The organism is Sphingobacterium sp. LZ11T8 (assembly GCF_024261425.1).
Lineage (GTDB): Bacteria > Bacteroidota > Bacteroidia > Sphingobacteriales > Sphingobacteriaceae > Sphingobacterium.
The window spans coordinates 306896-329655 of sequence record NZ_JANBZY010000005.1 but is presented as its reverse complement, the minus strand read 5'-3'; the positions used below and the strand labels follow the sequence as shown (position 1 = coordinate 329655).

16 protein-coding genes and 1 riboswitch are annotated in these 22760 nt (G+C 39.6%); of the genes, 8 read left to right on the top strand and 8 right to left on the bottom strand.

Translation table 11 applies throughout. From position 1 onward, the window contains the following. Window positions 1-358 precede the first annotated feature (358 nt). From NLF99_RS13960 to NLF99_RS13940, 5 genes are all read right to left on the bottom strand, one after another. Window positions 359-1870, bottom strand: coding sequence for a RagB/SusD family nutrient uptake outer membrane protein (locus NLF99_RS13960; RefSeq protein WP_185213924.1), 1512 nt, complete (start codon window positions 1868-1870; stop codon window positions 359-361). 14 nt (window positions 1871-1884) lie between these two features. Further along, the gene (locus NLF99_RS13955) at window positions 1885-5088 is read right to left on the bottom strand and encodes a SusC/RagA family TonB-linked outer membrane protein (protein ID WP_185213923.1); all 3204 of its coding nucleotides are present in this window, start codon (window positions 5086-5088) and stop codon (window positions 1885-1887) included. A 961-nt stretch (window positions 5089-6049) separates the two neighbouring features. Further along, the gene (locus tag NLF99_RS13950; protein ID WP_185217346.1) at window positions 6050-7498 is read right to left on the bottom strand and encodes a SusD/RagB family nutrient-binding outer membrane lipoprotein; all 1449 of its coding nucleotides are present in this window, start codon (window positions 7496-7498) and stop codon (window positions 6050-6052) included. 13 nt (window positions 7499-7511) lie between these two features. Next, on the bottom strand, window positions 7512-9761 hold the full coding sequence (locus NLF99_RS13945; RefSeq protein WP_254529025.1) for an outer membrane beta-barrel protein: 2250 nt from the start codon (window positions 9759-9761) through the stop codon (window positions 7512-7514). Then, a complete protein-coding gene (locus NLF99_RS13940; RefSeq protein ID WP_254529024.1) occupies window positions 9719-10681 on the bottom strand; it encodes a carboxypeptidase-like regulatory domain-containing protein in 963 nt (320 codons plus the stop codon). Before NLF99_RS13940 ends, NLF99_RS13945 begins: the two co-directional genes overlap by 43 nt. A gap of 401 nt (window positions 10682-11082) precedes the next feature. Between NLF99_RS13940 and trmD the strand changes: the two genes are divergently transcribed. From trmD to dusB, 5 genes are all read left to right on the top strand, one after another. Next, complete coding sequence (gene trmD, locus NLF99_RS13935) at window positions 11083-11760, top strand: tRNA (guanosine(37)-N1)-methyltransferase TrmD (RefSeq protein ID WP_185213920.1); 678 nt, start codon at window positions 11083-11085, stop codon at window positions 11758-11760. A gap of 241 nt (window positions 11761-12001) precedes the next feature. After that, window positions 12002-13405, top strand: a complete 1404-nt coding sequence (locus NLF99_RS13930) for an anthranilate synthase component I family protein (protein ID WP_254529023.1) — start codon at window positions 12002-12004, stop codon at window positions 13403-13405. Between the two features lies 1 nt (window position 13406). Then, complete coding sequence (locus NLF99_RS13925; RefSeq protein ID WP_185213918.1) at window positions 13407-13985, top strand: aminodeoxychorismate/anthranilate synthase component II; 579 nt, start codon at window positions 13407-13409, stop codon at window positions 13983-13985. Between the two features lie 21 nt (window positions 13986-14006). Next, a complete protein-coding gene (gene trpC, locus NLF99_RS13920) occupies window positions 14007-14789 on the top strand; it encodes an indole-3-glycerol phosphate synthase TrpC (RefSeq protein ID WP_254529021.1) in 783 nt (260 codons plus the stop codon). Window positions 14790-14902: 113 nt separating this feature from the next. Then, window positions 14903-15898, top strand: a complete 996-nt coding sequence (dusB, locus tag NLF99_RS13915; protein ID WP_185213916.1) for a tRNA dihydrouridine synthase DusB — start codon at window positions 14903-14905, stop codon at window positions 15896-15898. A gap of 33 nt (window positions 15899-15931) precedes the next feature. Here the strand turns inward: dusB and NLF99_RS13910 are convergent, their stop codons facing one another. From NLF99_RS13910 to NLF99_RS13900, 3 genes are read right to left on the bottom strand one after another with little or no spacing between them, the layout of a single operon-like run. Then, window positions 15932-17419, bottom strand: a complete 1488-nt coding sequence (locus NLF99_RS13910; RefSeq protein ID WP_254529019.1) for a lipopolysaccharide biosynthesis protein — start codon at window positions 17417-17419, stop codon at window positions 15932-15934. A 2-nt stretch (window positions 17420-17421) separates the two neighbouring features. After that, a complete protein-coding gene (locus tag NLF99_RS13905; RefSeq protein ID WP_254529017.1) occupies window positions 17422-17703 on the bottom strand; it encodes an acylphosphatase in 282 nt (93 codons plus the stop codon). Between the two features lie 35 nt (window positions 17704-17738). Beyond that, window positions 17739-18902, bottom strand: a complete 1164-nt coding sequence (locus tag NLF99_RS13900) for an amidohydrolase family protein (RefSeq protein WP_185213914.1) — start codon at window positions 18900-18902, stop codon at window positions 17739-17741. Between the two features lie 167 nt (window positions 18903-19069). Further along, window positions 19070-19200, top strand: a riboswitch (TPP riboswitch). Window positions 19201-19257: 57 nt separating this feature from the next. Here NLF99_RS13900 and NLF99_RS13895 point away from each other — a divergent pair. From NLF99_RS13895 to NLF99_RS13885, 3 genes are all read left to right on the top strand, one after another. Then, entirely contained in the window at window positions 19258-21711 is a 2454-nt protein-coding gene (locus tag NLF99_RS13895) for a TonB-dependent receptor (RefSeq protein WP_254529015.1), read from the top strand. A 125-nt stretch (window positions 21712-21836) separates the two neighbouring features. Beyond that, on the top strand, window positions 21837-22295 hold the full coding sequence (gene dtd, locus NLF99_RS13890) for a D-aminoacyl-tRNA deacylase (protein ID WP_254529013.1): 459 nt from the start codon (window positions 21837-21839) through the stop codon (window positions 22293-22295). Between the two features lie 12 nt (window positions 22296-22307). Next, window positions 22308-22637: a nucleotide pyrophosphohydrolase gene (locus NLF99_RS13885; RefSeq protein ID WP_254529011.1), complete on the top strand. Its 330-nt coding sequence runs from the start codon at window positions 22308-22310 to the stop codon at window positions 22635-22637. Window positions 22638-22760: the final 123 nt, after the last annotated feature.

The window sequence follows — 22760 nt, the reverse complement described above, 5'->3', positions numbered from 1 at the left end:
AAAAACAGCTAGGGTGAAAAACAAGTTTTGTATCTATTAATTTCAAGAACTGCCAAATTCAACCTAGTCTTATTCGAGACACATTCGGAACTTTGGCTACATGCCTCAATCCTTACTCAGTTCCTGTTCAGAAAATCTTCGGAAAATACTGGGGAGATTTCCGAATGATTCCCGAATATGTCTCGAATATGTCTCGAATAAAACCTGATCAGGAGGAGATGAAAATCAGGGCGGAATTGACCCATATCCTTAAGATCATCGAAGAGGGAAAAGCGCTGTCTGGGGGATAGGATTTTCGGAAATAAAAAAAGCCTTCAGGAAATCCTGAAGGCTTATATAGCAATTAAAAATTAGTCTATTAAATTTGAGGGTTATTTTGAATTTCCACTTGAGGGATTGGGAAAGTCAATTTCTCATCATTGTATCTGAATGATTGACCAGGGAAAGAAAGGTGGTTTGAACCTCTAGTGATGGTCGCTTTATTACGTTTCATCGCTAGGTAACTTTTTCCTTCACCCCAGAACTCGATACGAGTCTGTAAATAGATTTCATTTTTCAAAGCTTGGCCAGAAAGGTTAGAAATATAGTTTACATCTGCTTTTCTTAGGCTCACTACTTTTTTCAAAGACTCAGCAGCAGAAGCGGCATTGTTCAAGTTCGCATAAGCTTCAGCGTTCAAGATCTGCATCTCATCCACACGCATATAGATATAATCCGTAACCACATTTCTTTGACCCATTGCTTTACGCTCTGGTGCAAAGAATTTGTTCATTGGCATTAAGTTTTTAGCGTTGAATTGAGATTTTCTCACGTCATCAGCAGGAATTTTGTCGTAAAGACCTTTATCGATAGTTTTAGGGTCACCTGCAGCTGCATAGCTATAGGTAAAGTAATCTACCTGTCCCCACCAAGAAACCAAGTCAAGGTTACTCGCTAAGGTCAAGTCAACACCCCACATCCAACTTGGAGTATTTACATTGTTGAAACCAGACTCAGGGTTTGTTACAATACCATTTTCATTTAGGATAGCAGCAGATTCACGTTTTGTAGTTAAAGGGAATCCTCCATTGGCCAAGATATCATTGGTCAAAGTAACCACTTGTTGCCAATCAGCTTGTGTACCTCTAGCACCTAATGCATAAGCTAACAAACCTTTTGCTACGTATTTGTTGATCTGATCTTTACTTGTTCTGTTGAAGTTGTCTAAGTAAGCAATAGACGTATTCAGGTCAGAAACAATCAGGTCATAAACATCCTTGGTGCTTGACAAAGGTTGGTTAGGCTGATCAGTAGAAGTATAGATCGGTAAGATCATTTCAGAACCAGTACCATACTCTTTAGCATATAAATTTGCTAGGTAGAAATATGAATAAGCTCTCATCGCCTTAGCCTGACCCATAATATGTCTTTGTTCGATATCTTCAGCAGGAATTTCCACATCTGTACCACCCAAAGCATCAATAACAGTATTGGCAGCGAAAATGATTTTGTAGTAATATTTCCAAGCGTGGCTAGCTTCTAATTTAGTATAATCAGTTGTCGTGATGTAACGCGCGATTTGATCATACCAGCCATAGTTTCTTCCAGCCAACACCATATCAGAACACAACATGTCTGTATAGATGTCATAACCTTTTTGACCAAAGTCGTCATGGCTCTCTTCAGCGGCACCTTGCGCAGAGAATAAATTGTACATGGTTGAATAAAGACCTGCAATATTACCTTTTAACAAAGCAGGGTCTTGTTTTGCAGCTTCTTCCAACTGTTCGGTTGAAAGTTCTTCTGTTGGTTTTTCATCCAAGAAGTCTTTACTACAAGAAGCAGTAAACAACAGGGATGAAATCAACACTATATTTAATGACTTTTTCATTGTTTATCTAACTATTAAAATTTAACTCTTAAACCTGCACTTACAGTTGATAAAGGAGAGTATCTGTACATACTTGATGAACCAGCTTGGTGAGTTGAAGGATTGAATCCTTTTCTCGCTGAAGCGATAGCCAAGTTATCTGCAGAAACCCAGATTCCTAATGCTTTTGCACCGATAGCATCTAACACATTAGTTTTGAAGTTGTAACCTAATCTTACGTTGTTCAACATCAAGTAATTTGCAGATGTCAAGAATCTAGTTGATGAAGAGTTTACACCAACATCATTGTCATTATTCAATCTTGGAACGTTGGTGATATCACCAGGCTGTTGCCATCTGTTGAACATATCCGTGTGCCAGTTGTTACCACCGATCACATCATTGTTCATCAAGATTGCGTAAGCACCGTCATAAGCATATCCACCTAAGCTATACAACATCTGTACGCTTAAATCGAAACCTTTGTAACCTGCTCTCAAGTTCACTGCACCTCTTAATTTAGGGATAGCAGATTTACCAACATAATGTTGAGTTGCTTCAGAGTATACTGTTGTAGTTCCTTCTTTGATCTCTTTATTTTCTGGGTTGTCGAACAAAGCCAATGAAGTGATCTGCTCACCAGTGTCAAACTGACCGTTTGCATTGTTGTCCGTATAGAACACCTTGAATTGGCTCTCACCAGTTTCAGCATCTACACCAACGAAATCTCTCATGTAGAAATCGTATAGAGAGTGATCTTTAGACCATCCATAAACACCTTGGATATCAATTTCCTTAGGTAAGTTGGTGGAAGGTTCGATAGGCATTTTAGTGATTTTGTTTTTGAAACTCTCACCGTTGATACCTAGATCTAAATAGTAATCTTGACCTTTAAGGATGTGACCTACTAAATCAAATTCGATACCTTGGTTTCTTAACTGGCCGTCGTTTACTTTGATTGTAGGGTAACCGATTGATGGACCAACACCTCTATCGAAGATTAAGTTGTCGGTATTTTTCACATAGTACTCAATTGTACCAGAGATATAGTTACCTAATTCGAACTCGATACCAGTTTGGAACATTTTGGAAGTTTCCCAAGTTAAGTCCTCATTACCTTTAGTTACGAATGAGAATGCAGGGTTGTTGTTCAAGTTATCTACACTGTACAAGTCGTAACCTGGGTAGTAACCAACACCAGCTTGCTCACCAAGAACACCGTAAGAAACTTTATATTTCAAGAAATTGAAAATATCTTGGTCTTGCATGAAGTCTTCGTTAGATACAATCCAACCAGCACCTAATGAACCAAAAGTTCCCCATTTATCTTTCTTGAACCTTGAAGAACCATCTCTTCTCACTGTTCCGGATAAGTAGTATTTATTTTTGTAATCGTAGTTAACCTGTCCGAAGTAACTTTCCAAAGCGTAAGCTTCCGTATAAGATTTAACTGGGTTAGAAACGATTACGTTATTGAAATCAAGGATGTTGTTGTCCACTAAGTTGTAACCAGAGGCATTCAAGATATTGCTTTCCCACTTAACAGCCTCATGTGCTACCAATGCTTCCAATGAGTGATCACCGAAATCTTTTCTATAGCGCAATAAGTTCAATAAGTTGAAGTAGTTAAGCTCTGTACGACTTTGGTACAATGAACCGTTTTGAGATGCCGAACTTCCGTAGAATTTGTTTGCACGGTCATTGTAGATATTGTTATAGTATTGGATACCTAAGGAGTTTTCGAATGTCAAACCATCAATGATATTGAAGTTAACATAGGCTCTACCGTTCAATTCATTACGTTTGTGACGTTTGATGTCATAAGTTGCATCAGCGATCGCATTGGTTAATGAACCGAATTTACGGCCTGAGTTCGTTCCATAATCGTATACATAACCACCGAAGATGTTATCATCAATTTTGTTTCCGTTTTCATCACGCTCAAACAAAGGATAGATAGAAGGGATGTTGTCAACGAACCAGAAAATACTTCCTGAGTCTTCCGATTGACCACCTGTATTTCTTTCTACTTTCGAGTAGTTGGTGTTCATACCCACTGTCAACCAGTTGGTCACTTTATGGTCTAAGCTCAAACGACCTGTAAATCTTTCGAAATCAGAGTTGATTGAGTAACCTTTGTCACCTAAGTATCCGAATGAGGTAAAGTAGTTTGTTTTATCTGTTGCACCACCGAACCTAACGTTAAGGTCAGTTCTAGCTGCATTTTGGAAAGCATGATCTTCCCAGTTTTCAGGATCAAACTTTCTAGTTACATTGTTTTTAACCTTTCTAGTTACAGGATCGATTAGATCAGACACTGAACTTACGTTCCAAAGGTTGTTCAATGGATTGATACCTCTATCTGAGAATAAGTACTCGTTAGCATAAGCAGCACCGTCTTCACCAGCCAATACACCTTCGTTGTACATAGCTTCCCAGCTTAACCCGATATAATCTTCAGGAGATTTGATCACATCATAACGAGGCAATAAAGACATGTTTGTACCGAAGTTAACATCAGCTTCAATAAATGAGCTCTGACCTCTACCTGTTTTAGTGGTGATTACGATTACCCCGTTGGCACCTCTAGAACCATAGATAGCAGTTGCAGCAGCATCTTTCAATACCGTTACATTATCGATATCTGCATTATTGATGGAAGTAATGTTACCTGAGAAAGGCACACCATCCACCACGTACAATGGGTCACGGTTACCGTTAACCGAACCAAAACCACGGATACGTACTGTTGAAGCAGTACCTGGCTGACCTGTAGTATTGGTCACTTGAAGACCAGCTACCTCACCAGCGATTGCCTGCGACACGTTTGAAGTGTTCTTTTGTTGCAATTTCGTACCATCAACCTTTTTTGCAGAACCTGTAAAAGCTTCTTTGGTTGTGCTACCATAACCTACAACGACAACTTCATCCAAAGACATTTCATCCTCTACTAATTGTACATTGGCAGTTGTTTGGTTAGCAACATCTACTCTTTTAGAAGTATATCCTACAAATGAGAAGTTCAATACCGTCTTACCGTCCGCTACAGTAATCGTGTAACCTCCATCTGCGTCTGTCTGAGTAGCAATACTAGTTCCCACTAGCGCTACTGATACACCACTTAATGGTGCTCCGTCAGTAACCGAAGTTACCTTACCACTCACTTGACGATCTTGTGCGAACGCTACACTAATCATGCAGGTTAACACAAAAATTAAGCTGAGTAATTTGTGTTTCATAAATTTTGCTATTAATTAAAAGTTTTAAAACAGAGTCTGTTAAAATTTGTTAAACAGTCGACAAATATAGACTTACCTTAAATATTTCACAAATAAATTCCTGTAACCTATTATTTTTATCAAATAGGTAACAGAAAAGTTGAATTGTCAACTATTATAAGATTCTACGTTAAAATTTATAATAAATAGCAGTCATTTAATAGTTATTTGACTGATTTGAATAAAATAATTTTAATATTAACGAGATTATTATTCCCTTATCCTGCTGAATTACTGATATTTATAATTCAAGATTGAAAATTTGGTAAAATATTAGCGTATTTAGATGTTTAAACAAGTTTTAAGAAGAAGTAAAATTTGATATGCATTGCTAACCAGCAATATCTAGAGAACAATAACGAAACATTCATCACTGCATGGACAGAATTTCAAAACATCAGTCATAATCATGTTCGTTAATCAGAATATAATTTCGATTTATCCCTAAAACACTTCTCACAACACGGTCTTTATTGAAATTCAATAATTCGCCAAAATATATCTATTACATAAAAAATGTAAAATGCATGTTACTTTAAGATTATCTCTTTAATTTCTTGGTCAAAATGGGTGTTTGAACACAAAAATGGGTTTAAAACCTTTAAATCCACAATATTTCCCTAAGAGAAATATTACATACGATTAAAGAACAAAAATATTATTCATTTCACAAAACCTTGAAAAGCAGCTTTTAGGAAGCTAAGCGGAGAAAAAAAAAACGGGATTGAACACTGTTCAACCCCGATTAATAAAGGCAGTTTATCTTAGGGCTAAGCATTAACCGCCTATTACAAACACAATATTATTTAGTTACTTTTTCAATTTCGATCGGAACACCCTAGACATCTACTCGATATATCTTAAGAACTTGTAAATAAAGGAACCGCCAATAAATTGGACGGCCCCTTCATAGGTAATATTATTATTTGGTATCCCACCAAAGTCTGGTGTTCAATTCATCTGGACCTTGTGCGGCAACAGCTGCTTCATAGTTTTTACCATTCAAGCCAGCTTCCGTATTCGGGTATGCCTGACGAACAGGGATCTTTTTGTCGATTGACAAAGGAGCCGGACCAGGATGTAACTCTGGGAATCCAGTTCTTCTCCAGTCCACCCAGCTTTCATAACCATTTGCTTGGTAGTTAGCCAACCATTTTTGGGTAATGATCAACTTCAAACCATTTGCTGCACTATAAGCTACACCACTTTGCGTAAAGTAGGATGCTGGCGCAGTTACCCCTTGTTGTTGCATGGATGCATCGATACCTTTTTTGTAAAAAGTAGCAGCGTCTCCAGTTCCCCAACCGCGATAAGCAGCCTCAGCTAACATAAACTGAATTTGTGCATAAGTTGTGATTGGCAAACCATAGTTTTGAGCAGTGAATTTTTTACCGATCAACGAAACAGTTTCTTGGTTCAAATCATCATCCGCATTGGCCAAACCATAAGGCATACCTTTATAACCACCCCCTTGAACCACTTTTTCTGCATAAACTGGCAGACGAGGATCAGCTAAGTCTTCCAACGTTTCGATCATTTTTTCACTTACCGCATAATCCGTTCTTTTACCAACGAAGTAGTTGTTATAAAGCGGGTTTTGGTTATTGGCATCGTTCAGGTAAGCAAAAACAGCGTTGTCAGCATTACTAGCGATTGCTCCTGCAGCATAAGCACTAGCAAACTCCGCTTTAGCTAAATTTGGATCAACATCCGCTAAGTGAATAGCAGCAACCATACGTAAAGAGTTGGCCCATTTTACCCATTTAGAAACATTCCCTTGGAAAAGGATATCACCATTTAATGCTTCACCAGTCTTTAATTGCGCAGCTGCTTCTTTCAATTCTTTCAACAAAGAAGTGTAGATATCCTTTTGTGTATCGTATTTAGGTGTCAATACTTCTTTACCTTTTAAGGCTTCTGAGTACGGCAACATTCCCCATCTGTCTGTCATGTGCAGATAAAAGAAAGCTTTCAAAATTCGAGATACCCCAATTTGGTTATCCGTGCTACCACCTTTTTGAACATAAGGTAAGTTTGCAGTTGCTGGATCAGAGTTTAAATTAAGGATGGTTTGTGCATCCAATAATGGCCCATTGTAATAAGCTGAAAAATCATAGAACTTATTTTGGAACCTAGACTCATTGGTATATTGAATCTCGGCCATATACTGGGGATATATATCCTTTGCCCAACCAGCGATACCGTTTCCTTGGTTACCAATTTGACGGATCACATTACTTATCAACAGCTCGGTATTAGGATCGGCTGGATTATTTGGATCTTTGTTAATCTCTTCAAAATCTTTGGTACAAGAAACTGAAAGACCAATCAAAACAAATCCAAGTATTGTATTTAAAAATTTCTTTTTCATAAACTTAATAGATTTACAGGCTAAACCTTAGATTAAAACCAAATGTCCTTGTGTTAGGCAACTGACCACCTTCGAACCATGAGCCTTCTAAGATGGAAGGGTCAAAGTTTCTGTTTTTAGCATAAATCAAGAATGGATTTTGTGCAATCAGGGTTAATGAAACTTTCTTGAATGGAGTTTTACCAAACATTCTGTCAGGGAAAGTATAACCGATGTTGATTTCACGCATTTTGATATATGAAGCATCATATACCCAGTTTTCCCAAATGTTACCTGAGTTCAATTTGTCTTGATATAATTGCTGAACATCAACATACACATCATTTGGAGTTCCATCTTCTTTCACACCATCAAGGAGAACACCACCACCTTGATCAACTGGATCACGTTTAGGATTTCCTTTATCGTTCACACCTGCTGTTTCTTCGTACAATCCAGAACCATTACCGAACATGGAAGAAATAGACATGTATTTACCACCTTTTTGAAAGTCTAGCGAGAAACCTGCAGTAATTCCTTTGTAGTTGAACTGTGAAGTTAAACCACCTGTGAAATCAGGAAGGATAGAACCTAGATCGACGTCGCCTGAAGTAGGGACATAAAACCCGTCAGCTCCAACGATTTTTTCGCCTTTATCATTTCTTTTGAAACCTGAACCAGTCAACATACCGAATGCTTCACCTTTACGGGCATTAACAGCGATTACCGGTGCACCTACGAAACCAAATGAGTTTCTGGTACCATCCACTGTAACCCTAAGGTTGTTTACAACGATATTATTTACTGGATCCTCGTATAGTTCAACAACTTTGTTTTTGTTGATACCAATGTTTGCATTCAAGTTCCAGGAGAAATTATCATTCTTAATCGGGGTACCACCTAATGAGAACTCATGACCCCAGTTGTCAATTTGACCAGCGTTGATCGCTGTAGTCGCATATCCAGATGCTGAAGTTACCGTCAAAGGAATAATTTGGTCTTTTGATGAACGTGTGTAGTAGTTGTAATCAAAAGTCAAACGGTCATGGAAGAATCTTAATTCCGTACCTACTTCAATAGATGAAGATAGCGTAGGTTTAAGTTCTGTATTCACCAATTGGTTAGGCACTGTCAATAAAGGACTAGAGCCATAAGGATTTCCGATGGAATAAGTTTGTGCAACCCTGAATGGATCAGTATCCGTACCAACGCGAGCGATGGAAGCTCTTAATTTACCATAGCTGAACCAATCTGACTCAATAAATTCAGAGAACAAGAATGATCCAGAAACACCTCCGTATAAGTAGGAGTTATTTTTCTTAGGTAAACTTGAAGACCAGTCATTTCTAGCATTAGCTTCTAAGAATAAGAAGTCTCTGAAACCTAAAGTAATATATCCGTATAGGGAGTTTACTTTATAATCGCTTAAGAAAGAGTTCAGGGTAGGTCTGTTTTTGGACGCTGAAAGGGTATACAGATCAGGAACAGCTAGACCACCTGCAGTACGTGCATCAGTATATGTACGTTTGTTTCTTCTGTTTTCTACGAAAACAGCAGCTGAAATATCAAAATCTTGAACCTTAGTTGTATAATCAATACTACCTACGAAGTTCAATTCTTGTTGATTGTTCAAGTATTGGTAGTACTCGTCTTGGCTAAGTGTGTTGGAAGCAATTCTAGAGTTTTGCTCACCGTTAAAGAAGTTACCACGAGCGATTGCAGAAGCTTTCCAGTTTTCATTGAATTTATAAACTGCACTTACGTTTCCGTACAGTCTTTTTCTGATATCATTCGAAATGTTTTTGTACACATGTGTATACGGGTTGTCCCAGTACTTAGGGTCTGTATTGGTTGGAGAAATCATGTTCCAACTTCTGTACGTACCATCAGGTCTTTGGTAATCTTTAAGATCATCCATGTTCAAGTTTCTTGCAAACCATTGGTTGAATGAACTTTGCGGACCTGAGCTATATCCGTCGATAGGAGTGTTGAAACGGTTTTCAAAAATAAAGTTGAGGTTCGTGCTAACCGTTAATTTATCGCTTAAATTCAAAGCTGCATTAGCACCTAACCAGTGTTTACCTTGTTTAGAATTAGGCATAACCCCAGTTCTGCTCAAATTGGTATAAGAAAGTCTTGAATTTAGATCATCCGTTCTTTTCGAAACCGCAACGTTTGTACTCGCCGTAACACCAGTTTCAAAGAAGCTCTTTACGTTGTCTGGCTGAGGTGAGAAAGCGGCTAATTGACCGAATTTAGGATGGGTGGATCCCAAGCGTACCAAGGTGCGATCATTGATCCGTCCAACTTATGACCCCAACTTTCATCCGCTGAGAAGTTGTAATATTGAGCACCGTCTAAGGCTTTCAAATAATCAGCATGAATAGCAGGATTGTATTTAAACGTAGAGAATTCTTGGTTGTAACCACCACCATATTCGTTTTGATATGCTGGTAAGCCATAAACATTTTCAAATGAAGTGGCTTGGTTTACTTCAATACCGATTCCAGGAGTTGCTTTACCCGATTTGGTTTTGATCACGACCGCACCTTCTGCACCACGTTGACCGTATAGCGCAGTTGCTGCAGGGCCTTTCAAAACGGATAGGCTTTCGATATCGTCGTTGTTAACATATTCAGGACCTGTGATCACACCATCCACAACGTAGATTGGGTTACCACCTGTCAAGTTATTAATACCACGGATACGGATAGCTGCAGTACCGAATTTAGCACCAGAACCAGTTCTGATTTGGATACCGGAAACTTTACCCGCTAGAGCAGTGTTTAAATCTGCTTGTCTAGCCTGTGTAAGGTCCTCTCCTTTTACTTGTTGAACCGAGTAACCGATTGATTTTCTAGTTCTTTCAATACCTAGAGCAGTTACTACGACTTCTTCCAGGTCATTTTCTCCACCAACTAAACGCACATTAATAGTTGTTTGGGAGCCAACGGTAATGGTTTGGGATTCATAACCGATGTAGGAAAAGGTTAATTTGCCATTCGCTGGTACGGAAATTGAATAATTTCCAAATTCATCAGTTTGTGTAGCGGAATTAAGATCTACAACTCTAACTGAAGCGCCTGCAATAGGGCTGCCGTCAGATGCCGCTGTCACTTTACCACTCACTTGCCGATCTTGTGCATGCACGACGCCAATTAGCATAGTACACAGCAACAGAACACTGAGTAATCTTTGTTTCATGTTTCTTGTTTTTAGTTAATAAAAATTGGGTTCTAATTTTTCTTGGCAAAAAGTTAGTATTGTTAAACTAGCGCCAAATCTATTTATATGCTGTTGGGGATGCAAAAAAAGGGCATTTATTTTTTGAAATTTTCGAAATTAAACTTAAAACACTATTAAAATTATATTTTACATCGTTTATGGTTAATTGAAAAGGAGTGATTTCGAACATATTTTATGATTATGGATAAATTTTTTACTATTTGTCATTAAATAAAATATATCTGTGTAATAAAAATTAATTTCATACTATGAAATAGATTAATTTATTTTTACAATAAGAAATTGTTAACCAAAACTTATTCCCTTTTCATAAATGTATTTTTAAACCTATTTTATCCAATAATCATGTACATTTGCGTATGCGTTTTGACATCATCACCGTATTACCCCAATTATTGGACAGCCCCTTTGCTCATTCTATTCTTCAGCGTGCGCAAAAAAAAGGGTTGTGTTCCATCCATGTTCACAATTTGAGAGATTATTCCGTGAACAAACAGAAATCAGTGGACGATTATCCTTATGGTGGTGGATCCGGAATGGTCATGCAAATTGCGCCCTTTGCAGCGTGTATAGAGAAACTAAAATCTGAGCGCGAATATGACGAGATCATCTATATGACTCCAGATGGGGAGACCTTAAACCAAGGGATCGCCAATGGGCTTAGCTCAGCCAAGAATATCATGATATTATGTGGGCACTATAAAGGGATTGACCAACGGATCAGGGACATTTACGTGACCCGCGAAATATCCATCGGTGACTATGTACTGTCAGGTGGGGAATTACCGGCAGCCATATTGGTAGATTCTATCGTCAGGATCATTCCAGGTGTGCTATCCGACGAAACCTCTGCCCTCTCCGACTCCTTCCAAGATGGCCTATTGGATGCGCCAATCTATACCCGACCGGTAGACTGGAATGGCCATAAAGTACCTGATATTCTATTGAGTGGACATGAAGCCAAAATCACAGAATGGCGTCATGAGCAACAACTTATACGAACGAAACAAAGAAGACCGGATTTGCTAAATGACTAAAAATCCTGCCTAATCTTTGCTTTTTTCACAAATAAAGTTTGAATATTCAATTTTTCTATTAATTTTGTGATGCAATGATGACTGTAATTCAATATACTAACCGTTGGTGGCTTCTGACTATATAAGTCGGGAAGGTGGTATATTTTAGATAAAAATTTTCATAATCAACCAAAACCACTGAATGGTAGCCCGACGTATTTCGTCGGGCTTTTTTTATTTTTGAAAACTATTAAACACTTATATGAACTTTAAATTCAAAACTAACCATAAGAAGATCTTAGCGGACACGACTACACCGGTAAGCATCTACCTTAGACTGCGCGACACTTTCCCCAACAGCCTGCTCTTGGAAAGTTCGGAGTACCATAGCCGGGACAACAACATCAGCTATATCTGTTGCCAACCGATCGCCAGCATCATCTTGGAAAATGACGAACTGAGCATCAGCCTACCGAACCAGAAGAAAACCGTAAAGAACGCGAAGGATCTTAACCTGAGGGAAGAGGTTTCAAAATTCAGGAAATCTTTTGAAGCAGATCCAGTTCCTGATGTAAATGTGATTTCCAATGGCCTTTTCGGATATTTCAGCTTTGAGGCCGTGGAATTCTATGAGGACATTGAACTAACGGCCAAAGAAAACAACAGACGGAAAATTCCGACGCTGCAATACCATATCTACAAATACGTCATCGCAATTGACCATTTCAGGAACCAATTGCATGTGTTTGAAAACCTATTGGAAAACGAACCTTCTGATTTAGACAGGCTTCAATTCCTGATCCAGAACAAGAACTTCCCTGAATATACCTTCCAAGTAAAAGGTGAGGAATCTTCAAACATGAAGGACGAAGACTTCAAGGCCTTGGTCAATAAAATGAAGGAACATATACAGAGAGGTGATGTTTTTCAGATCGTTCCTTCAAGGGCGTTTGAAACTCCTTTTTCGGGAGATGAATTCAATGTCTATAGAGCACTGCGTTCGATCAACCCTTCTCCTTATCTATTCTATTTTGATTATGGAGATTTTAAGCTCTTCGGTTCATCCCCAGAGGCCCAGCTAACGATCAAGAATGATCAGGCAACCATCTACCCTATTGCCGGAACATTTAAGCGTACGGGGAATATGGACCTCGATGAAAAGATTGCGGAAGAATTGAAAAATGACCCGAAAGAAAGTGCTGAGCATGTCATGCTGGTTGACCTAGCCCGAAACGACTTAAGCAGGCACTGCCATCATGTGCAGGTTAAATCGTACAAGGAGGCGCAATACTATTCGCATGTTATCCATTTGGTGTCCAAAGTCAGCGGAACGTTGAACCCAAACACCAATCCTTTTGATGTGGTTGGTGACACCTTCCCGGCAGGAACCCTATCTGGCGCCCCTAAACATATGGCCATTACCCTGATCGACCGTTATGAAGGCCTTCAAAGGTCTTTTTATTCAGGTGCTATTGGTTTTATGGGCTTTAATGGGGATTTTAACCATGCCATCATGATCCGTTCCTTCCTGAGCAAGCAGAATGTACTGCATTATCAAGCTGGAGCTGGAATTGTATTGGATTCAGATCCCGAAAAAGAATTACAAGAAGTAAATAATAAGATATCAGCTCTTCGCAGGGCTTTAGAATTAGCGGAAACCTTATAAAATGAGCAAGCCAATATTAGTAATCGACAACTACGACTCCTTCACCTATAACCTGGTGCACCTCCTTCAAGAATTGAACGAGCGCTATGAAGTCGTTAGAAATGACAAGTTTGAACTCGAGGATATCGAGAAATACGACAAGATCTTGTTATCGCCAGGTCCAGGCATTCCTGAGGAAGCCGGTCTGTTATTGGATGTCATCCGTAAATATGCGCCAACCAAAAGTATCCTTGGAATATGCCTAGGACAACAGGCTATTGCGGAGGTATTTGGTGGCAAGCTCTACAATATGCCTAAACCCCTGCATGGGGTGGCTACCAGTATACAGGTGACAGACCCTTCTGAACCTCTTTTCGAGAATTTCCCGGAAGATTCTAAAATCGGCCGTTACCATTCTTGGGCAGTGGATCCTGACAGTTTAAACGAGGACCTAAAGGTTACTGCGGTAGACCCGAACGGTGTAATTATGGCCCTGAGCCATACGAAATATGATGTAAAAGGCATGCAGTTCCACCCTGAGTCCATCTTGACCGATAATGGAAAAACATTGATCGCCAATTGGATCAAGGGCAAGAATTAATTCCCATAAAAGAAGAATAACATGACCATATTAGATAAAATAGTAGCCAGAAAGAAAGAGGAAGTAGCAGCGGCCAAAGCATTGCTGAGCATTTCAGATTTACAGGCCATGCCGCTCTTTTCTCGGGAATGCCATAACCTGAGGGAAAGCATCTTGGACCCAAACAGAACGGGGATCATTGCTGAATACAAAAGGGCATCACCTTCAAAAGGCTTGATCAATGGCACCTCCACAGTACAGGAAGTAGTATCTGGCTATCAAAAAGCGGGAGCTTCGGCCATCTCTGTCCTGACGGACAAGGATTTTTTCCAGGGTTCATTGGAAGACCTGACCGCAGCACGTGAGGTGTTAGAAATTCCGTTATTGCGTAAGGAATTTATCGTGGATGAATACCAAATCGCAGAAGCCAAGGCATACGGAGCAGACATTATCTTGCTGATTGCGGCATGCTTGGATCGTCAGGAAATCAAAAGTCTTTCGGAATACGCCAAATCATTGGGATTAAATGTATTGCTGGAAGTGCACAATGAGGAGGAGCTCCAAAGGAGTATTTTTGACAGCATTGATGCCATAGGGGTAAACAATAGAAACCTGAAGGATTTCAGTGTTTCATTGGAGCACTCCTATGATTTGGTCAATAAAATCCCGGATCAATTTATCAAAGTATCCGAAAGTGGGATTTCAGACCCTGAAACCATCAAAGCCCTTAAAAAGGCGGGATTCAACGCCTTCTTGATCGGTGAAAACTTCATGAAAACAAAGGATCCGATGGAGGCCATAGTGGAATTTGTAAACAAAATCTAGACACTGAACCTCTAATAATACACAAAAGAAGGGTGGTCATTAGAATGTCTAAAATCTTGTGCCTCTTATCTATTGTCTATTTTTGTTTACCTTTGTAAAAATTTCAACAAATAATGTCGGTAAAGATAGGCGAACATATTGATTTAGGTGAGTTTCCATTGTTGTTGGCTCCTATGGAAGATGTCAGTGATCCTCCATTCCGTTACGTGTGTAAACAGAACGGTGTGGACATGATGTATACTGAGTTTATCTCCTCCGAGGGCCTGATACGTGATGCCGCTAAGTCTCGCCAGAAACTGGACATCTTTGAATATGAAAGACCTATAGGCATACAGATCTTCGGTTCGGATATTGAACACATGCGTCAATCGGCTGAAATCTGCACGGCAGCTAATCCAAACCTAATTGATATCAACTATGGTTGTCCGGTTAAGAATGTAGCTTGTCGTGGCGCTGGCGCTAGCCTATTGCAGGACATCGACAAAATGGTCGCGATGACCAAGGCTGTTGTTGATGCTACCCACCTTCCTGTTACCGTCAAGACGAGATTGGGATGGGACGACAACACCAAAAATGTGTATGAGGTTGCTGAACGCCTGCAAGACATCGGTATCAAGGCGTTGGCTATCCATGGTCGCACCAGGGCGCAGATGTATAAAGGTCAGGCAGACTGGTCGATGATCAAGGACGTGAAAAGGAACCCAAGGATTCAAATCCCAATTTTTGGAAACGGGGATGTTGACTCTGTGGAGAAAGCTGCTGCCTGGAGACAGGAATTTGAAGTTGACGGCATTATGATTGGCAGAGCATCCATCGGCTATCCTTGGATCTTTAGGGAAATCAAGCACTTTTTCAATACTGGAGAACGCCTAGACGGCCCTACGGTATCAGAACGTGTCGATATCTGCCATACCCACCTGACCAAGTCCATTGAATGGAAGGGTGAGAAAACCGGAATTTTTGAAATGAGGAGGCATTATGCCAACTATTTCAAAGGAATTCCTAATTTCAAGGATTATAGAATGAAACTAGTCAGCCTACAGGATGTCAATGAAATCCTGGAAGTACTGGAAGAAATAAGATTTAATTTTGCAGAGGAAGTCGCTTAGGAATAAGCGACTTTTTTTGACTCCATATTTTGCTTATCGCCTTTTCAGGATCTTGAACAAGGTGTTTTTTTCTAAGTAGAACACAGCCCCCAAAAACAGGATAAACAATAGATTGCCTATCCAGAAATGTCCAAAATAAGCAAACCAAGAGACAATCAGTCCCATAAAAAGGTAAGCTAGGATCTTCTTGCTGTTATAGGGAATACTATAGTTCTGCTGTCCCCAGAAATAGGAAAGTCCAACCATCACCACATAGGCACTAGTGGTAGACAATGCGGCTCCTACATAGGAATAGCGAGGAATCAGAATGAGGTTCAAAATAATGGTAATAATCGCCCCTACTCCAGATATATACAGGCCATATCGGGTCTGATCGGATAGTTTGTACCAGATGGACAGGTTCATATACACTCCCAAAAGCACATAATTGAAGAGCAAGATCGGAACGATAAACAGTCCTGACCAATAGGCTTCGGGCTCTAATTTAGATCCCCGTATAAAGGCTTTTAACCAGTCAAGGTTGGCACATAAACCAATCATCACGATGACCATCGCAATGACGAAATATTCCATAATCATGGCATAGGTCTTCCTCGCATTCTCGTTCTTAGCATAAGAAAAGAAGAATGGTTCTGCACCCAATCTAAATGCAGTGACAAACAGGTTTAAGAAAACGGCAATTTTTGCTACCGCCCCATAAACACCAAGGTCCATTTCCCCTTGCTCTCCTGGCACCAACCGCGGGAACATGATCTTATCCAGATTTTCATTGATAATAAAGGAGATATTGGCAATCAAGATCGGGAAAGAATAGCTCAGCATACTCTTGATCAGCTTATTGTCCAGTCGGAATCTAAATCCAGCAATCTGCGGAATCAACAATAGTAAAGTAACCAGACTGGCCATTAAATTGGCAATAAACACATTACCTAACCAGCCTTCACGAAACCAACCTGCACTGAATTCCCTGAAAAATTCCGAGTTCTTGTTCCATTCTGGCAACCATGCCAACAAGGTAAAATTGACAGTGATAAAGACCAAGATGTTGATCAGTTTTACCAAACCATATCGAATTGGCCTCCCCCCTGCTCTCAGTTTGGCAAAAGGCACTACTGCGATCGCATCGGCAGCAATGATCAGCGCAAAGAACTTGACGTACAGAATATAATCAGGTACATTTTCTCCCTCACTTAAAAAATGGGCAATGGGCTCTGTAAAAGTGAACACAGACAAAAGGAAAATTGCTGTGGTAAATAGGGTAATCAAGAAACTATTGTCGAATACACGATCTTTATCAGCGTCCTCCTTTTGCAGATAACGGAAAAAAGTCGTTTCCATTCCAAATGCTATGACAGCATTCAGCAGGGAAGCATATGAAAAAAGATTGGTGAAAACTCCGTACACGGAGGTACGAAACTTCCCTGTAAAGAAAGGGGTCATCAAGAACCCAAGCATTCGGGATAAGATGGTCGAGAGACCATAGATCATCGTATCGCTGACAAATTTCTTAACTACCGACACGCTTATTTGATTTTCTTAACGACTTCGAAATTGCGGAATCCCTTGATTTCATTGGATTCTTCATATTCCACATGGACAACTTCAGCATGTTCAGGCCCCTCCTGACAAAAGTCTATTAAAGACTCTAGGGCGAAAACATCGCCCTCAGCTTCTATATAAACAGATCCATCAGGTTTGTTCATCACAAAACCTTTTACCTTCAATTGGTCAGCAACAGCTTTTGTCGAAGCCCTGAAAAAGACTCCTTGAACTTTACCTTGAACCTTAATATTCCAATGTTTCATGAATACAAAGGTAAAAGAAGAAATAGAATTAGAAACTATCTAATTCTTCTAACCTTAACTTTCGGGTTCAGTTTGAATGTATCCATTCCTTCCAATAACACCAAGCCTGGTTTCTTGCCTACTTCCAAAGACCCTAATTCGCTTTCTAGGTTCAATGCTTTAGCACCGTTCAAGGTAGCCCATTTGATAGTCTCATTGAAGTCCAAATCCGGAAACTCTTGGTGGATAACCTTTAATTCCTCTAAAATATCCAATGTATCGTTTGACGCTAAACTGTCGGTACCAATCACGATGTCATGGCCTCCCAACAAGAAATTGTCGATTTTAGGAATTCTATCTTCAATATATAAGTTGGCTTTTGGACAGAAACAGAAATAAACCGATCTACCCATTCTATCCACAAAATCCAGGTCCTTAATCGAAGTATATGTATTGTGCACTAGGATCAATTTATTCTTGCTAGGGATATAGGGCAAAAATGATTGCAGGGAGTTTCTAGCTTGGGCCCTAAAATCTTCCATCACCATGTCCATCTTCTTGAAAAACTCCAAGAACTCGCCTTTTTTATAACGGAAAAGCTTGTTCTCTTCATCACTTTCCTGATTGTGGATACTGATGATATTATCTTCGCTGATTGCTTTTTTCAAGGTCTTAAATAAGAATTTAGAACCAGAATAAGGCGCGTGAGGGGTGATTGAGGAATGTTTGTAATCAAAATGGAACTCAATTTCCTTAGCATTGTCGATTCTTGTAACAACATCTTCCTTATTGGTTGCCATTACTTCAACAAAAGTATGGTATTTGATAGGGCTATTTTCCTTGATCTTAGCGGTAACTGCTGAGTTCACGTGGTCGCCGACAGCTTGGATTCCGTTTTCATACATCATTTTGTCAGCTTCTTCCATGGCAGCTTCCAACTTGCTTTCATGGTTTCCGCGTTCGTTGATTACATTAGAAAGGAAGTTAGGTAATCCTGTACTTCTAGGCACAACACCTAATAAATGGGAAAGTTCTAGATGACAATGAGCATTTACAAATCCAGGAATTAAAGCTCCTTTGAATTGTTCCACTAAATTTTCATCTATTTCACCTGGATTGAAAACACCTTTCACAATCCCTTGATCATCCATCGCGACTACCCCCTTTTTAATAGCAGGCCCGGCAACAGGAAACACAACATCAGCAGCGTAATACTTCATAAGAAATTAATAGTTCCGTTTTTTTAAAGTTAGCGTAATTTGCCCATTGATGGCAATGCAGGCAATTTACAAAAAAATACCATCAGTTTAACTAATAAAATAATAATTACGAATTTGTTACAATAATATTTAAATTTTGTTTTATTTATCCAAAAGGCTAGCTTTGCGCTATCGAATAGGGGTGCCTTGTTGAAAAACACGAACAAAGGCTGAGATTATACCCTGTATTTCAAGTGATTACAAGAAATACATACCTGATCTGGATAATGCCAGCGTAGGGAAAGGGCGGTTAAATAGAACTTGTTGTGACCCCTTACAGCAAGAAAGTTTAACTCTTTAAAACATTTTTTTTATTATGTTTAACAAGCTTTGGGCAACTTTAGCCTTATGTTTGCTAGTACTTGCGAGCTTTGCTCAACAAAACTTCACTGTTAGGGTTTTAGACAAATCTGGAGCACCTGCAGATGCCGCAACTGTGTCCATCGACGGACAATCCAAATCCACCAATAAAGACGGAATTGTCGTTTTTGACAATCTAAGCACAGGCTTTCATGACTTAAAAATTTCTTTTATTGGTTATAAATCCGAGATTTTAAGAATAAATCCGAAAAATCAAGCTAATTTTTCCATTCAATTAAAAGACAACGTGTATGAATTCGAGGAAGTTTATGTAACAGCAACACGTGCGAAAGAAAATTCCGCGACTACTTTTAAAACCATCAATAAGGAAGACATCAAGAAAAACAACCTCGGACAGGATATTCCATATCTCCTGGACCAAACCCCTGGCGTCGTTATAGGTTCTGATGCCGGTGCTGGAATCGGATATACAAATATGACTATCCGTGGATCCGACAATGAACGTATCAATGTCACTTTGAATGGTATCCCATTGAACAACCCCGAAAGCATGGGATCCTTCTTTGTAAACCTTCCTGATTTTGCCTCAAGTACAGAGAGCATTCAGATTCAACGTGGTATCGGAACATCGACCAATGGCCCTGCTGCTTTTGGAGCCTCTTTAAACTTCCAGACCGACGCCCTGGAAACAAAGCCCTACCTAGAGTTCAACAACTCCTTTGGTTCCTATAATTCTTGGAAAAACACCCTAAAAGCTGGGTCAGGACTGATCAGCAATAAATTCGCATTTAATGCTAGGTTATCTAGGATCTCTTCGGATGGCTATGTAGATAGAGCTTCCTCCAATTTAAAATCTTTTTATGTTGATGCAGGAATGTATACTGATAAACATACCTTGAAAGCCACTGTGTTCTCAGGTAAGGAAAAAACTTACCAAGCTTGGTACGGCCTTGCCGAACCATTATTCACTGGCAATAAAGAAAGGATTGAGGAGTACGCCGATAACCTTTGGTTGTTCGACCAAGAGCGTGAGAGATTCTTAAATGGAGATCGAAAATACAACTACTATACTTACGACAATCAGACGGACAACTATACGCAGACGCATGCCCATCTGAATTACTCCTACCGCCCTTCTGAAAAAATGACCTTCAATACGGCGCTTCACTATACCCGCGGTGCAGGATATTATGAAGAATTCAGACCATTGGATGGACTAGACCATTATGGAATTGATCCAGTAGTGGCAAACGGCAATACAATTAAAGATACCGATTTGATAAGGAGAAGGTGGTTGGACAATCATTTCTATGGCTTGACCTATTCCCTGCTCTATAAGCCATCCAACAACCTGAACTTCACTTTCGGTGGTGCTTACAACCAATACAAAGGCGATCACTATGGAGAAGTAATTTGGGCAGATCAAGTCCCACAGGATAAACTCAATGACAGATACTACTTTAGCCATGCCAATAAAAATGACTTCAACTTTTACGCAAAGGCAGATTATAGAGTAGAAAACTTCCTTTTCAATCTGGATGTCCAGTACAGGAACATTGTTTATAATGGAAAAGGTGATGATGATAAGATAAAGGACTTCACGTTTGAGGACACCCACAACTTTATCAACCCCAAAGCAGGCGTTACATATTTCTTGAGCGGCAATTCCAACCTATACGCTTCTTACGCCTTTGCGAGCAAAGAGCCTACTAGAAACGATTACGTAGAAAACCCAATAGGTGCAATTCCGAAGACAGAGAAGATGCAGGATATTGAGGCTGGATACCGCTACAGAGACGAAAACATCAATATAGGAGCAAACCTATATGCCATGCTTTACAAAGACCAGTTGATACCAACCGGAGCATTGAACGATGTGGGTTCAGCGGTAAGGATAAATGTGGACAAAAGCTATCGAATGGGATTTGAGCTTGATGGAAGTTGGAAAATCCATCCTAAATTCATTTGGTCAGCAACCGCAGCTTTATCGCAAAACAAGATTAAAAACTTTGTAGAAAACATCCCTGTTTATAGTGACGATTTCGATTTTGTAAAGTATGATTTGATCACGCATGAAACTACGGATATTGCAAAATCACCAGCTGCGGTCTTATCTAATAATTTCACCTATAAACCGATTGAATCATTAAGTTTCAGCTTTTTGAGCAAATACATCTCGAGGATTTACCTAGACAATACCTCCGAAGTGAACAGAAGCATCGCTCCATCCTTCGTCAACAATTTCCAGGCTATCTATTCATTCTCTGTATTTGGCCTTAAAAACGTAGACTTAAACCTGATGATCAACAATATCTTCAACGAAAAGTATGCAACCTCAGGTTATACATATAGCATGATCATGGAATCTGTAGGAAAGAGAGATTATTTCAATTTCTACTATCCGCAGGCGGAAACTAATGCCATGCTAGGATTAAATATTAGATTTTAATAGTACCAAACCCCACAGAAGATGTCCTTTCGTTCATTCGGAAGGGCATTTTCGCTTTTTGGCGTTTTGAAATCCGATTGCCCAATTGATTTTGCCAATAACGAATTAAATAATACTTTTAAGCCATGCGAGCAGTAATTCAAAGAGTGACACATGCATCCTGTACGGTAGACGATCAGATTACAGGACAAATTGAAGATGGTTTACTCGTTCTTTTGGGTGTAGAAGAAGAGGATTCAAAAGAAGACCTTCAATGGTTGGGACAGAAAATAGTCAATCTGAGGATATTTTCAGACGAACAAGGCTTAATGAACAAATCCGTTCAGGATATCCAAGGCAACATCCTATTGATCTCCCAATTTACCTTATTTGCTCAGACCAAGAAAGGGAATCGCCCTTCCTTTATCCGCGCTGGCAAGCCCGACAAGGCAAAACCTATGTATGAGGAAATGGGAAAGTATCTATCAAGCCTTCTGGGAAAGGAAGTACAAATGGGGATTTTCGGCGCTGATATGAAAATCGACCTCCGAAACGATGGTCCAGTTACCATTATCATGAATACTAAAGACAAAGACAACTTCTAAACACATACTAATATGACAATCAAAGAAGCTCAGGAAATTGTAGACAAATGGATCAGTACCACTGGAGTTCGTTACTTCAACGAACTGACCAATACGGCCATGTTAATGGAAGAAGTTGGCGAGGTAGCCCGCATCATGGCCAGAAAGTACGGTGAACAGTCTTTTAAAAAATCAGATGAGGAAGTCAACCTAGCAGATGAAATGGCCGATGTACTCTTCGTTCTGATCTGCCTAGCGAATCAGACCGGAATAGACCTGACCTCTGCACTAGAAAAAAACCTTGACAAGAAAAATATGCGCGATGCAGATCGCCATAAAAATAATGAGAAGCTGAAGAAATAGTATTGAGATGTGAGAATTGAGAATTGAGATATTCAGCGTCAAGATACCTGTACATCATTTAAATAAGCTCTTGGGATTATTAATGGGAAGCAAACGTTGTCTCACATCTCATATCTCATGTCT

Bases quoted from the DNA above. Each gene is read 5' to 3' on its own strand.
- NLF99_RS13960 (WP_185213924.1), bottom strand. From the start codon at position 1,870: ATGAAAAAGTCATTAAATATAGTGTTGATTTCATCCCTGTTGTTTACT.
- NLF99_RS13955 (WP_185213923.1), bottom strand. From the start codon at position 5,088: ATGAAACACAAATTACTCAGCTTAATTTTTGTGTTAACCTGCATGATT.
- NLF99_RS13950 (WP_185217346.1), bottom strand. From the start codon at position 7,498: ATGAAAAAGAAATTTTTAAATACAATACTTGGATTTGTTTTGATTGGT.
- NLF99_RS13940 (WP_254529024.1), bottom strand. From the start codon at position 10,681: ATGAAACAAAGATTACTCAGTGTTCTGTTGCTGTGTACTATGCTAATT.
- trmD (WP_185213920.1), top strand. From the start codon at position 11,083: ATGCGTTTTGACATCATCACCGTATTACCCCAATTATTGGACAGCCCC.
- NLF99_RS13930 (WP_254529023.1), top strand. From the start codon at position 12,002: ATGAACTTTAAATTCAAAACTAACCATAAGAAGATCTTAGCGGACACG.
- NLF99_RS13925 (WP_185213918.1), top strand. From the start codon at position 13,407: ATGAGCAAGCCAATATTAGTAATCGACAACTACGACTCCTTCACCTAT.
- trpC (WP_254529021.1), top strand. From the start codon at position 14,007: ATGACCATATTAGATAAAATAGTAGCCAGAAAGAAAGAGGAAGTAGCA.
- dusB (WP_185213916.1), top strand. From the start codon at position 14,903: ATGTCGGTAAAGATAGGCGAACATATTGATTTAGGTGAGTTTCCATTG.
- NLF99_RS13905 (WP_254529017.1), bottom strand. From the start codon at position 17,703: ATGAAACATTGGAATATTAAGGTTCAAGGTAAAGTTCAAGGAGTCTTT.
- NLF99_RS13900 (WP_185213914.1), bottom strand. From the start codon at position 18,902: ATGAAGTATTACGCTGCTGATGTTGTGTTTCCTGTTGCCGGGCCTGCT.
- NLF99_RS13895 (WP_254529015.1), top strand. From the start codon at position 19,258: ATGTTTAACAAGCTTTGGGCAACTTTAGCCTTATGTTTGCTAGTACTT.
- dtd (WP_254529013.1), top strand. From the start codon at position 21,837: ATGCGAGCAGTAATTCAAAGAGTGACACATGCATCCTGTACGGTAGAC.
- NLF99_RS13885 (WP_254529011.1), top strand. From the start codon at position 22,308: ATGACAATCAAAGAAGCTCAGGAAATTGTAGACAAATGGATCAGTACC.